Origin of the sequence: Variovorax sp. CAN15, from assembly GCF_030462475.1 — a bacterium.
Classification (GTDB): Bacteria; Pseudomonadota; Gammaproteobacteria; order Burkholderiales; family Burkholderiaceae_C; genus Variovorax.
Genome location: NZ_JASMRZ010000001.1, coordinates 195,626 through 208,290 on the forward strand (window position 1 = coordinate 195,626; position 12,665 = coordinate 208,290).

Genomic DNA, 12,665 nt, shown 5'->3' on the forward strand with positions numbered 1-12,665 from the left:
TTTTCTCCTCAGACGACCATGTTCAGCAGCATGATGAAGACGATGGCCACGACCGAGATCAGCGTTTCCATCACTGTCCAGGTCTTGAAGGTCTCGGCCACCGTCATGTTGAAGTATTGCTTCACCAGCCAGAAGCCCGCATCGTTGACGTGCGAGAGGATCAGCGAGCCCGCGCCGGTGGCCAGCACCAGCAGTTCGCGATTCACGCCCGGCACCATGGTCGCCAGCGGCGCGACGATGCCCGCGCCGGTGATGGTGGCGACCGTGGCCGAGCCGGTGGCGATGCGGATCAGCCCCGCCACCAGCCAGGCCAGCAGGATCGGCGAGACCTGCGCATGCAGCGCCATCTGCCCGATCGCGTTGCCCACCCCGCTGGCCACCAGCATCTGCTTGAAGCCGCCGCCCGCGCCGATGATCAGCACGATGGCCGCGGTGGGCGCGAGGCTGTCGTCGACGAACTTCATGATCTGCTTCGAGGTGAAGCCGCGCGCGGTGCCGAAGGTGTAGAGCGACAGCAGCAGCGCCGCCAGCAGCGCGGTGATGGGATGGCCGATGAAGTCCATCCACTGGCGCACGACGTTCTTCTCGTCGAACGCGAGGTCGGCGAAGGTCTTCAGCAGCATCAGCGCCACCGGCAGCAGCACGGTGACGAGCGTGATGCCGAAGCCGGGCAGCTCGCGCGCCTCGGGCTCGCGCGCCAGCTGCTCCATGAGCTCGGGCGAGGCCTCGCCCGGGACGTACTTCGAGATGAACTTGCCGAAGATCGGGCCCGCGATCATCGCGGTGGGCAGGCCGACGATCAGGCCGTAGAAGATGGTCTTGCCGATGTCGGCATTGAACACGCCGATGGCCAGCAGCGGCCCCGGATGCGGCGGCACCAGGCCGTGCACCACCGACAGGCCCGCCAGCAGCGGGATGCCGATGCGGATGAGCGACACGCCGGTGCGCCGCGCCACGATGAACACCAGCGGGATCAGCAGCACGAAGCCGATCTCGAAGAACAGCGGGATGCCGACCAGGAAGGCCGCGAACATCATCGCCCAGTGCACGCGCTCGCGGCCGAAGGCGTCGATCAGCGTGCGCGCGATGCGATCGGCGCCGCCGGACTCCGCCATCATCTTGCCGAGCATGGTGCCCAGGCCGAGCACGATGCCCACGAAGCCCAGCACGCCGCCGAAGCCGTCCTGGAAGGACTTCATCACCTTGTCCACCGGCATGCGGGAGGTCAGGCCAAGGAAGCCCGCGGCCAGCGTCAGCGCAATGAAGGGGTGCACGCGCCAGCGCGTGATCAGAAGGATCAGCCCGAGGATCGCCACCAGGGCGTCGACGAGCAGGAAGATCTCTTGGCTCATTCCGAACATGGGTTGTCTCCTGAATCCGGGCCTTTGCGAACAACAGGGCAAGGCGGTGGCCCGGTGGGCTGGACAGCTTTGGGATAGCGCTATCCTGCGCGATTCAAAAAAAGCCGGCTCTGGTGGGCGATCGGGTTTTTCCGAATCGGTCAGGGGCCGGGATAGCGCTATCCTAGGACAGCGCTATCCAATCCGGATTGGTATTAACCCTGAGAGACGCCCGACCATGGCCGACACCCCCGACCGCCCGCGCTCCCGCTCTTCCAGCCAGGTCACCCTCGACGACGTGGCACGCGCCTGCGGGGTGAGTCCGATCACCGTGTCGCGGGCGCTGCGCGGCGCGCGCAACGTGGCGCCGGAGCTGCAGGCCCGCGTGCAGGCGGCGGTCGACCAGCTCGGCTACGTGCCCAACGTGGCGGCGCGCGCGCTGGCCTCGGCGCGCAGCTCCCACGTGGCGGTGCTGATTCCTTCGCTGACCAACCAGCTCTTCGTGGAGCTGCTCGAAGCGGTGCAGGACGCGCTGTCGCCGCACGGCTTCCAGTCGCTCATCGGCGTGACGCACTACGACCCGGCACAGGAAGAGGCGCTGCTGCGCAGCTACCTGTCGCAGCGGCCGGCGGGTGTGCTGCTGACGGGCTTCGACCGCGGCCCCGCGGCCATGCAGATGCTCCAGCGCAGCAACGCACCCTGCGTGTATCTGATGGAAACCTCGGACGAGCCCGGTGTCCACAGCGTGGGGTTCTCGCAGCGGGACGCGGGACGCGCCATCGTCCAGCACCTGCTGCAGGGCGGCCGCCGGCGCATCGCGTACGCCGCCGGCCAGCTCGATCCGCGCGTGATGCTGCGCCTGGAAGGCTATCGCGAGGCGCTGCGCGCGGCGGGCTGCCACGACCCGGCGCTCGAACTGCTGGTGCCGGGGCCGACCTCCATGGCGCTGGGCGGCCGCCAGTTCGAGGACCTGCTGGCACGCCACCCGGACGTGGACGCCATCTTCTATTGCAACGACGACCTCGCCCAGGGCGGGCTGCTCGCCGCGCTGCGCACCGGCGTCGAAGTGCCAGGGCGCGTGGCGATCGCCGGCTTCAACGATCTTGGCGGCAGCGACCAGATGCTGCCGCCGCTGACCACCGTGCGCACCCCGCGCCGCGAGATCGGCGAGCGCGCGGCCGCGATGCTGCTGGCGCTGATGCGCGGGGAGACGGTGGCCGAGCGGACGATGGACCTGGGCTTCGAGCTGGTCGTGCGCCAGAGCAGCTGAGGCAGCCAGAGGCGCGCCCAGGAATGCCAGTGCCGGTCAGTCCGCCGGCTTCGTGGCGAACTCAGGCGCCTTCCACGCGCGCATCCACATGCACGAGCTCGACGATGGCCTGCATCAGCGTGGCCGCGCTGACCGGCTTGAACAGCACGGGCACGCCACACTCGCGCACGCGCTGCAGACGCTCCGGCGCAGTCTCGCCGGTGACCAGCAGCAAGGGCGCATCGAGCCGGAAGCGCTCGCGCAGCCGCAGCCCGACCTGCAGCCCGTCGGCGCCCTCGCCCAGGCGGTAGTCGCACATCAGCAATGCAATGGGGTTCACATCCGCGTCGGGCTGCATGAGCATTTCCACGGCCTCGGCCTCGTCGGCCACCGCCACCACGTCGATGCCGTAGGCGCGCATGAGCTCGGTCATCGCTTCGCGGATGTCTTCCTCGTCGTCGATCAGCAGCACGCGCCCGCCGAGCTCCGGTACCTGGAAGAAGTGGCGCACGGGCGATTCGAGCTCCTGCAGCGGAAGGCTTTCCTGCGATGCTTCCGACGGCTCGGCCAGTGGCACGGTGAGACGAAAACATGTGCCGCGTCCGGGGCGGGAGCGCAGCTCGACCTGGTGATCGAGCAGGCGGCCGAGGCGCCGCACGATCGAAAGACCGATGCCCAGGCCGCGCGAGCGGTCGCGCCCCGGGTTGTTCACCTGGTAGAACTCTTCGAAGATCCGCTCCGCCTGTTCGGGGGCAATGCCGATGCCGGTGTCGCGCACCTCGATCCACACCTGCCCTCCGCGCCTGCGCGCAACCACCGTCACGCCGCCCTGGCGGGTGTACTTCAGCGCGTTGTCGACGAGGTTGGAGAGCATGCGGTACAGCAGCTGCGGGTCGCTGCGCACCCACAGGCCGCTGGCGCGCACGCGCAGCTGCAGCCGCTTGCGCTCGGCCTGCACGGAGAAGGTGTTGTGCAGCGGCAGGAGCAGCTCGTCGAGCGCCAGCGCGTGCGGCACGGGCTGCACCACGCCGGCGTCGAGGCGGGAGATGTCGAGCATGGTGTCCAGCGACGCGCCCAGCGCATTGACCGCGCGCATCAGCCGCTCGACGTTCCTCACCTCGGGCCGGTGGCGCAGCGTGTTGCCCAGTGCCGCGCCGAAGAGCGCGATGGCATGCATGGGCTGGCGCAGGTCGTGGCTGGCGGCGGCCAGGAAGTGGGTCTTCTCGGCGCTGGCGCGCTCGGTGGCGGCGATCTGCTCGCGCAGCTGGGCCGCGAGGGCTTCGTTCTCGAACTGCAGGATCAGCGTGGCCGTCAGCCGCTTGTTCTGCTTGACGCCCTCGCTCAGCGTCAGCACCAGGTTGACGAAGGCGAAGCCGGCCAGAAACCAGTTGAGCGCGCCCCCGTACCACGCCAGCGAGATGATGAGCCCGCTCATCATCGGAATGCCATAGCCGAACATCGCGGGGCGCAGCGGCCAGCGGGCCTGCACGGCGCGAGTCCAGCTGCCCATGATGACCACCGTGACGAAGGTGGTCAGCATCGAATCCTGGATGCTCACGAGGAAGAGGCTGCTGGGCGCGGTCACGGTGCTGACGGCGGTGACGATGCGGGTGTACTTCCGGGCCCAGCGGGGGCTTTCGTCCAGCGCCGCCTCCGGCGTCCAGCGCGAGGCGCGCAAGGCGTACAGGTCCACCAGCACGATCGCCGCGATGAGCGCCACGATCAGCAGCCTGAAGGCCGGGTCGACGAAGAAGTAGCCGAAGCACCCGATGCCGATGGCGAAGCCCATGTGCGCGACGATGGCCGTGGTGTGGCCCGCGTACAGCGAGGCGACGTGCTCGCGCAGCACGCGCATCTCGAGGGTGGCGTCGAGGGGCAGATGCCCCGGGGCCGGATCGTTCCTCTTCATGTCCCTTGTCTCCCTTCGGGGTCTTCATCGAGCCCCGTTGCCTGCCTGCGCAGGATCCGGCTCAGCGCAGGCTGCTGATCAGCTGCGAGCGCGAGCGCATGCCGAACTGCAGAAGGATGCCCGCGACATAGTTCTTGACCGTGCCTTCGCTGATCTCGGCGAGCACGGCGATCTCATGGTTGCTCTTGCCCTCCAGCAGCCAGTTGAGAACCTGCAGCTGCCGCTTGGTGAGCTTGTGCCGCGCATGATTCGAAGAAGGCGCCACCGCCTCCGCCGGGGCAGGCGGCACGGGAGGCTGGTAGTTCACCGCGTCGCCGCCGAGCAGGCCGCAGGCGCGGATGAAGCTCACTACCTCGCGCAGCGTGGCGGACTTCGGCAGGTACGCGAAGGCGCCCAGCGTCATCGCTCCCTGCGCGAGCGTGTCCTGGGCGAGCGAGGTGGTGCCCGTGCCCGAAAGCACCACGACGCGCGCGACCGGATGGCGCTCGCGAAACGCCATGAGGCCGCTGAGGCCCTGCGTGTCGGGCAGGGCGAGGTCGAGCAGCACCAGCTCGATGGCGTCCTGGTTGGCCTCGTAGACGGCCATCGCCTCGGCCAGATCGCCGGCCTCGAGCACCTCGATGGGCATCGCCGAAGTGTTGGCCTCCAGCAGCGCGCAGACGCCCATCCTCACCAGGTCGTGATCGTCCACGACCAGGATGGCGCGGGGGCGGGCGAGGTCCTGCGGCGTCTCCGGTGCCGGGGATGAGGGCCTGTCGGTCTCTGTCATCCCGGCATGCTATGTGCCGCCTGCGGGTCGCCGTAAGTGCCCAAAGTCATGGCCCCGCCCGCCGGCGGAGCGTTGTCAGGGCGTGTAGCGCTCGACCGAGGAGAGCTCGCTGCCGGCGCCGGCATCGCCCGCGATGGCCAGCACGCTGCCGTCGTTCAGCAGGACTGCCGTCGCCCGGGCGCGCGTGGTGGACATCGATGCCGCGGCGGTCCAGGTGTCGACGTCGGGGTTGTAGATCTCCGCCGTGCCGAGGCCGACGCCGCCGGCCACCAGCACGCGCCCGTCGGCGAGGACGGTCATGGTGGGCAGGATGCGACGTTCGCTGCTCGCGATGGTGCTCGTGGTGAAGGTCGTGCCCGCGGGTGCGAAGCGCAGCGCGGTGGTGGTGGTGTCCGCCAGCGCCAGCACGCTGCCGTCCGCGAGGAGTGCGGAGACGTAGACGTTGCCGGCGGGAACGGCGCCCGCCACCGTGGTGGGGCTTCCGCTGCCGCTGACCGGGAACAGCTCGGCGGAGGTCAGCTGCGTGATGCTGCCGACCACCCCGACGCCGCCGATCAGGAGCACCGCGTTGCCGCCGGCCACGAGCTGGGCGCCGTGCTGCGCGCGCGGAACGGACATCGGGGTGGCCGCGAGCGACCAGCTGCCGCTCAAGGGGTCGTAGAACTCGGCCGTCTGCAGGAACTGGGTGGAGCCGCCCTTCTTGTACCCGCCGATCACCAGCACCCTGCCGTCGGGCAGCAGCGTGGCCGAGTGCCGTGTGCGCTCGACGCTCATGCTGCCGGCCGCCGTCCAGGTATTGGCGGCGGGGTCGTAGAGCTCGGCGCTCGCCAGGTTCGAATTGATCGAGCTGTCCCCGCCCACGACCAGCACCCGGCCGTCGGCCAGCACCGTGGCCGAGGGATCGGCACGGGCCGCCAGCATCGGCGCCGCGGTCGTCCAGGTATCGTGGGTCGGGTCGTAGAGGTCCGCCTGACTGGCATAGCTGCCGCCCGCCGATATGCCGCCGACGACCAGCACCTTGCCGTCGTTCAGCTTCACAGCTGCGGAATAGTGCCGCGCCAGGGGAATGGGCGCGGCCGCCGACCAGCTGCCGCGCGCGGTGACGGAGATCTTCAGTTGCGTCTGCGCGGAACCTGCCGCGTTGCTCGCGGTGACGGTGTAAGTCGCCTGCGACTGGATCGCCCCCGGCGTGCCGGTGATGACACCTGTCTCCGAGTTGATGCTCAGGCCGGCAGGCAATGCCGGCGCGATCGTGAACGACGAAGCCGGGCCGCCCGTGACCTGCGCCGCGTTGGGCGTGATCGGCTCGGTGGTCACGTAGAGGGCGGCGGGCGTGTCGTAGCTCACGCTCGCGGGAGCCGCCAGGGCCGGCTGCACGGTCAGCCGCAGCGTTACGGTGGCCGATCCTGCGGCGTTGGTACCGGTGATCAGGTAGTCCGCCGCAGCGGCGGTCGTGGTCGGCGTGCCGCTGATCACACCGGTGGCCGCGTCGAGCAAAAGCCCCGCGGGCAGAGCCGGCGCGACGCCATAGACGGTGATCGGCCCGCCGCCGCTGTTCGGCGCGTTGGGAACAATCCCCTGGCCCACGGTGTAGACCGGCGCGAGGTCCCTGTAGCTCAGGCCCGCCGGCGCGGCCGGCGTCTGCCGGACCTCGATCACCACGCGTGCCGTGGCGGTGCCGCCGGCATTGCCGGCCGTGACCGTGTACACGGCGGAGGCGACAAGCACCGTGGGCGTGCCGCTGATGATGCCGGTGGTGCGGTCGATGGCGAGCCCCGCGGGCAGCGCCGGCTCGACGGTGTAGCGCTCGATCGTGCCGCCGCTGGCACTGGGCCTGTTGGGCACGATGGGCTGTCCGAGTTGGTAGACCGCCGAGGTCATGGCGTAGCTGAAGCCGGAGGGCGGCTGGACGGCCGGCGTGTCGGGCGGGGTGACGCCGGGCCCGACCCCGACGAAGGAAATGCCGCCGCCGGAGCCGCCGCCGCATGCCGCCAGCAGCAGGGCCGCGCCCGTCAGCAGCACCACGAACCAGGCGCGGATCGAAGAAAGCCCGAAGCGCGGCGCGCGCCGAGACGAGAGAAAAAGCCGCAGGTGCATGGTGCCCGGAACTCCGTGATCGTGATTGCTTCGCGGAGGCACCGCCAGCCGCGGCGGATGTGCGCGGTCGATGCCGCTCCGCCCGGAACGGCTGTCCTGTGGATGGAAATGCAATGCCGATCGATGCAGGACGGCCCGTAAAACGGCGACAAATGTAACACTTCTGATACTTTTCTCACCGAAGTCAGGTTCCGTGCAGGGAATCTCCCGTCGAACGGATTCGACGAAAGACCTCAGAGAGGCTCCAGCCCGACCTTCTTCATCATGGCTTCGGTGAACGTGATTTCCCTGGTGAAGCCGCTCGTGTAGGCCGGACCGTCCTGCATGTCGACCCTGCCGCCCTGCTCCTGCAGCGCAGCCACCACCCTGGGCTGCGCGAGCGCCTTCTCGAAGGCGGCGCGGATGCGCTGCACGATCGCGTCGGGCGTACCGGCCGGAACCGAGATGCCGCCCCACGAGGTGAGTTCGGCCCCCTTCACGCCCAGCTCGGCCAGCGTGGGCACCTGCGGGAGCATCGGATTGCGCCCAGTACCGGCCACTGCCAGCGGGCGCAGCTTGCCGGCCAGGATCTGCGGATACGCCACGGCGAAGATCGGCATGCCGAACGCGACCTGGTCGCCCAGCACTGCGTTGACCAGCTCGGAAGCGCCCTTGTACGGCGCATGCAGCGCGGTGACGCTCTCGGCCGACAGCAGCATCTCCACGCCCAGGTGCGAGGGCGTGCCCACGCCGCCCGAGGCATAGGCCAGCTGCCCCGGATGCGCCTTGGCCTTGGCCACGAGGCCGGCCACGGTGTGGATGTCGGAACTGGCGTTGACGACCAGCACCACGTCGGAGCTGGACAGCCGCATCACGTGGCGGAAGTCCTTCAGCGCGTCGTAGCCCGGGTTGCGGTACATGCGCATGTTGGCGGCCATGGGCGCGGCCGAGTAGATCCAGGTGTAGCCGTCCGCCGGCGCCTTGGCGACGATGCGCGCGCCGATGTTGCCGGCCGCGCCGGCCTTGTTCTCGATCACCACCGGCTGGCCGATGACCGGCGCCACGGCCTCTGCGAGGATGCGCGCGGTGATGTCGGGGCCGGTGCCGGCCAGGTAGGGCAGCACCCACTTGATGGGACGGCTGGGGTAGGCCTCCTCGGCTCGCGCGAGGCCTGTGCCAAGGGGCAGCAGCAAGGCGGCCAGGGCTTGCCCCAGCACCTTGCGACGGTGCGGATCGGTCATTGTCTTGTCTCCTGTCTCTTGTCTCTTTGATTGCTTCTTCGCTTCGGAATGAGGAAGGTGTTCTCAACCAGGCTCGGATGCCAGCAGCTCCTTGGCGATGGTGTTGCGCTGGATCTCACTGGTGCCGGTGAGCACGCGGTACATGCGCAGCAGGCGGAAGAGGAACTCCACGCGGCGGCCCTGCACGATGCCTTCGCCGCCGTGGATCTGCACCGCGCGGTCGGCCACGCGGAAGGCGGTCTCGGAGCAGAACAGCTTGGCCATCGAGGCCTCGGCGCGTGCGTCCGAGCCGGCGTCGATCTGGCGCGCGGTGTTGATCATCAGCGCGCGCGCCGCCGCCAGTTCGGTCGCCATGTCGGCCAGCATGTGCTGGATGGCCTGGAACTGTCCGATGGCGCGGCCGAACTGCCTGCGCTGCAGCGCGTAGTCGCGCGCATCGCGCAGCGCCACCTGCGCCAGCCCCACCATCGCCGGGCAGTGCAGCAGCCGGTTGACGGTGATGCGGCCCAGCGCCAGCGCCAGGCCCCGGCCCTGCTCGCCGATCAGGTTGGCGGCCGGCACGCGGGCGTTCTCGAACACGATGTTGCCCGTGCCCGACTGCCCGGCCATGGTCTTGTAGCCCGACTCCACGCGCACGCCCGGCGCCTTCAGGTCGACGAAGAAGGCCGACACCTCGCGCTGCGCCGGATCGGTGGCGGTGGAAGCCACCAGCACAGCGAAGTCGGCAAAAGGCGCGCCGGAGATGAAGCGCTTGCGGCCGTTGACGATGTAGTCGTCGCCGTCGCGCACCGCGTGGGTCTGCACGGCACCCGCGTCGGAGCCGGCCTGCTCTTCCGTCAATGCGAAGCAGATGGCCTTCTCGGCCTCGGCCACGGGCACGATGAAGTTCTTCATCTGCCACGGCGTTGCGAAGCGTGCCAGCGCACCCACGCGCGGCGGGCCGCTCAGCTCGCCGAACACGTGCGGCGCGAAGGGCGAGCCGGTGGCGTAGATCGCTTCCTTGATGAGCGCGTGGTCGAGCACCGACAGGCCCATGCCGCCCATCTTCTCGGGCAGCGTCATGCCGTAGAAGCCAAGTTCGCGCGAACGCTTCCACACGCGCTGCAGCAGCTCGCGGGGTGCGCCGCGCTCGCTGTCGACGTCGTGCTCGCGCGCGAGGTCGGCCAGCTCGCCGTCGAGAAAAGCCTGCACGCGCCCGATGACCTCGGCTGCGCGCTCCGAGCCCTCGAAGGGGCCCGCGAAGATCGGTGCCATGTGGGTGGCGGGTGTGGTCGTGGTCGCATCCATCTCAGTTCACCAATCTCTCCTGGCCTGCCCAGTACGGCGCCTGCACGGCCTTGCGCATCACCTTGCCGTTGGGGTTCTTCGGCAGCGCGTCCACGAACTCGATGCGGCGCGGGCGCTTGAAGCCGGCCAGCCGCTCGCCGCAGAAGGCGTCGATGGCCGTGCCTTCCGCCGCGCGGCCGGGCTTGAGCACCACGTGCGCCGCCACCGACTCGCCCCACTTGTCGTCGGGAATCGCGAACACGCAGGCTTCCTGCACCGCGTCGTGCTGGAACAGCACCGCCTCGACCTCGGAGGGATAGACGTTGAAGCCGCCGCTGATGACCATGTCCTTCTTGCGGTCGACGATGTAGACGTAGCCCTCCTCGTCCATGCGCGCGAGGTCGCCCGTGTGGTAGCGGCCGTTCTTCAGCACCTCGGCCGTGAGCTCTGGCGCGCGCCAGTAGCCGGCGAAGATGTCCTCGCCGCCGACCACGATCTCGCCGATCTCGCCGGTGGCCACGGGCTGGCCCTCGTCGTCGAGGATGCGGACATCGCATTCGAGCAATGGACGCCCGCACGAAGCCAGGCGCTCGGGCCGCGCCGCGCGGGCATGGAGGTGGTCGTGCGTGGTCAGCGCGCACACGCCCGAGGTGGTCTCGCCCGCGCCGTAGCCTTGCGAGAGCACGGGGCCGAACACGTCCATGGCCTTGAGGATGCGCGCCGGCGCCATCGGCGCTGCGCCATAGCCCAGGCGCTGCAGGTCGGGCAGCGGGCGGTACTGCCCTTCGAGTTCGCCCAGCAGCATGTTGATCATGGTCGGCACCATGAAGGTGTGCGTCACGCGGTCGGCGCGCATGTCGGCGATGAAGCGCGCAGGCTCGAAGCCCGAGAACAGGCGGATCGTCACGCCGCTGCACAGCGCCGGCACGATCTGCATGCCCGAGGCGTGCGTGACCGGCCCCACCAGGCCGAGGATGTGCCCTTCGTGCATACCCTCGGAGCGGATCAGGAACTTGCGCAGCTGCGCGAGCCGGTTGCCGAAGGTCTGCATCGCGGCCTTCAGCACGCCCGATGAGCCCGAGGTGTAGTGCAGCACCGCGAGCTCGTCGGCATGCACCTCCACCGGCGTGAAGGCGTCGCTGGCGCGGGCCAGCGCGGTCTCGTAGCCGGTGGCGGCGTCGCCGTCGATCAGCAGCAGGCGGGGCATCTCGCCGCGGATGTGCGCCCGGAAGCTCTCGGCGCGCTCGCGGGTGGTGACGATGATCGCGGCCTCGCTGTTGGCGGCGATCTCGCCCACCTCGCTCGGCGAGAGGCGCGAGTTGAACGGCGCCTTCACCAGGCCGGCCTTGTAGCAGGCGATCTCGATCTCGACGATCTCTGCGCAGTTGGCCAGGTAGATGCCCACGCGGTCGCCGCGCGACAGGCCGAGGCCCAGCAGCGCATTGGCGAGCCGGTTGCTGCGCCGTTCCAGTTCGGCGTAGCTGAGGGTGCGCGCGGGGCTCGTCACCGCGACGCGCCGGCCGTTGGCACGCGCGCTGCGCGCCACGAGTGCGCCGACATTGGCGACCATGCGCCTTGGGGAAATGGATGGGGGATTGATGCTTGTCTCCTGGGTGCCGCCCTTTGCGGTTCACGGCACTGTTCCAGAAGCGGTGCCGCAGGAGAAATACTGTTTGCTGATCCGCGGCCATCAACGGAATTGATGGCCCGGCGTGCTTTGGCGTGCGCTCAGCCGCGCATCATCCACTCGGCCATCCATTTGCGCTGCCTGATCAGGCTCTGCGCCTCGGATGTCAGCGCATCCACCACCACCTGCGTGACGGCATCGAGCGGCCGCTCGGCAGTGACCAGCGTGTATGCGCGCGAGAGCTCCGGGTTCACCACGCGCGCGACCAGCCAGCCTTCGCGCGGCGCCGGGCTGTCGTTCAGCGCGCAGGCCGGCACGAAGGTGAAGCCGGCGCCGTGGAGATAGAGCGAGCGGATCACGCGCGCGGAGTCGTGCTCGTGGACGATGTTCAGCGGCACACCGCGCGCATTCGCCGCGGCCTCCACCGCCTGCCGGATCGCGAATCGGCGCGACTGCAGCACCAGCGGCTGCGCCGCGGCGTCGGCAAGGTCGATCAGCGGATAAGCAGACGCCACGGCCCCGGCGTCCGCCTTCGCGGAGCGCCGCCGGCCCGCGGGCGCCGCATGCAGCAGCCGGGCGACGCTGCCATCGGTGTCGCGTCCGCAGAAGTACATGCCCTCCTGCGCCATCGGCCTGCAGCGCAGGCCTTCGAGAGGCGGCGTGTCGACAAGGATGCCCACGTCGGCGCGCCGCTCGAGCACGGCCTTGCACACCGTCAGGCTCAGGCCGTCGAGCACGAAGACGCGCACGCGCGGGTGCGACTCCTTGAGCGCGGCCAGCACCGGCCCCATCAGCAGCGAGGCGAGCAGGAAGGGAATGGCCAGCGTGACCGAGCCCTCGGGGCCCTGCGGCAGGCGCTGGATGCGCTCGCGCATGGCGTCCGCGTCGCTCAGCAGGCGGCGGGCATCTTCGTAGAGCCGCAGCCCGGCCGAGGTGGGCGTGACGCCGGCATGCGAGCGCTCGAAGAGCTGCACGCCGAGTTCGCTTTCCAGCTTCTTGATCTGCGCCGTGAGCGCCGGCTGCGCCACGTAGAGCGCCCCGGCCGCGCGGGAAAGGCTGCCGGCTTCGAGCACGGCGATGAAATAGCGGAGGGTGCGCAGGTCCATGCTGGCTACTATGCCTCGCGCAGCCGCAGCGGCTCGGGCAACGGGCTCGCGGGTCTGGCAAACCCTGATCGGTCGTCAGACA

Annotated in this window: 9 protein-coding genes; 1 reads left to right on the forward strand and 8 read right to left on the reverse strand. The window is 69.6% G+C overall.

The features are described 5' to 3' along the window. Positions 1-8 precede the first annotated feature (8 nt). Positions 9-1,361 (reverse strand): GntP family permease, encoded by a 1,353-nt coding sequence (locus QMO14_RS00860; protein WP_301503713.1) that lies wholly within the window; start codon positions 1,359-1,361, stop codon positions 9-11. 217 nt (positions 1,362-1,578) lie between these two features. Between QMO14_RS00860 and QMO14_RS00865 the strand changes: the two genes are divergently transcribed. After that, positions 1,579-2,610 carry a LacI family DNA-binding transcriptional regulator gene (locus QMO14_RS00865; RefSeq protein ID WP_301503714.1) on the forward strand — a complete coding sequence of 344 codons (1,032 nt, stop codon included), beginning with the start codon at positions 1,579-1,581 and terminating at the stop codon, positions 2,608-2,610. A 61-nt stretch (positions 2,611-2,671) separates the two neighbouring features. On the opposite strand, the gene QMO14_RS00870 is transcribed toward QMO14_RS00865, so the two are convergent. The 7 genes from QMO14_RS00870 to QMO14_RS00900 all read right to left on the reverse strand — a co-directional run bounded on the left by QMO14_RS00870 (position 2,672) and on the right by QMO14_RS00900 (position 12,583). After that, the gene (locus QMO14_RS00870) at positions 2,672-4,498 is read right to left on the reverse strand and encodes a hybrid sensor histidine kinase/response regulator (protein WP_301503715.1); all 1,827 of its coding nucleotides are present in this window, start codon (positions 4,496-4,498) and stop codon (positions 2,672-2,674) included. A gap of 61 nt (positions 4,499-4,559) precedes the next feature. Further along, on the reverse strand, positions 4,560-5,267 hold the full coding sequence (locus tag QMO14_RS00875; protein ID WP_301503716.1) for a response regulator transcription factor: 708 nt from the start codon (positions 5,265-5,267) through the stop codon (positions 4,560-4,562). 75 nt (positions 5,268-5,342) lie between these two features. After that, on the reverse strand, positions 5,343-7,364 hold the full coding sequence (locus QMO14_RS00880; RefSeq protein WP_301503717.1) for a putative Ig domain-containing protein: 2,022 nt from the start codon (positions 7,362-7,364) through the stop codon (positions 5,343-5,345). 233 nt (positions 7,365-7,597) lie between these two features. Continuing rightward, entirely contained in the window at positions 7,598-8,584 is a 987-nt protein-coding gene (locus QMO14_RS00885) for a tripartite tricarboxylate transporter substrate binding protein (protein WP_301503718.1), read from the reverse strand. 63 nt (positions 8,585-8,647) lie between these two features. Next, positions 8,648-9,871, reverse strand: a complete 1,224-nt coding sequence (locus tag QMO14_RS00890; RefSeq protein ID WP_301503719.1) for an acyl-CoA dehydrogenase family protein — start codon at positions 9,869-9,871, stop codon at positions 8,648-8,650. Position 9,872: 1 nt separating this feature from the next. Further along, complete coding sequence (locus QMO14_RS00895; protein WP_301503720.1) at positions 9,873-11,420, reverse strand: AMP-binding protein; 1,548 nt, start codon at positions 11,418-11,420, stop codon at positions 9,873-9,875. A gap of 158 nt (positions 11,421-11,578) precedes the next feature. Beyond that, on the reverse strand, positions 11,579-12,583 hold the full coding sequence (locus QMO14_RS00900; RefSeq protein WP_301503721.1) for a LysR family transcriptional regulator: 1,005 nt from the start codon (positions 12,581-12,583) through the stop codon (positions 11,579-11,581). Positions 12,584-12,665 lie beyond the last annotated feature (82 nt).

What these genes read in the sequence shown, in the direction of transcription:
- QMO14_RS00880 (WP_301503717.1), bottom strand. Translation starts at nt 7,364, where the DNA reads ATGCACCTGCGGCTTTTTCTCTCGTCTCGGCGCGCGCCGCGCTTCGGG.
- QMO14_RS00870 (WP_301503715.1), bottom strand. Translation starts at nt 4,498, where the DNA reads ATGAAGAGGAACGATCCGGCCCCGGGGCATCTGCCCCTCGACGCCACC.
- QMO14_RS00875 (WP_301503716.1), bottom strand. Translation starts at nt 5,267, where the DNA reads ATGACAGAGACCGACAGGCCCTCATCCCCGGCACCGGAGACGCCGCAG.
- QMO14_RS00885 (WP_301503718.1), bottom strand. Translation starts at nt 8,584, where the DNA reads ATGACCGATCCGCACCGTCGCAAGGTGCTGGGGCAAGCCCTGGCCGCC.
- QMO14_RS00890 (WP_301503719.1), bottom strand. Translation starts at nt 9,871, where the DNA reads ATGGATGCGACCACGACCACACCCGCCACCCACATGGCACCGATCTTC.
- QMO14_RS00860 (WP_301503713.1), bottom strand. Translation starts at nt 1,361, where the DNA reads ATGTTCGGAATGAGCCAAGAGATCTTCCTGCTCGTCGACGCCCTGGTG.
- QMO14_RS00900 (WP_301503721.1), bottom strand. Translation starts at nt 12,583, where the DNA reads ATGGACCTGCGCACCCTCCGCTATTTCATCGCCGTGCTCGAAGCCGGC.
- QMO14_RS00865 (WP_301503714.1), top strand. Translation starts at nt 1,579, where the DNA reads ATGGCCGACACCCCCGACCGCCCGCGCTCCCGCTCTTCCAGCCAGGTC.
- QMO14_RS00895 (WP_301503720.1), bottom strand. Translation starts at nt 11,420, where the DNA reads ATGGTCGCCAATGTCGGCGCACTCGTGGCGCGCAGCGCGCGTGCCAAC.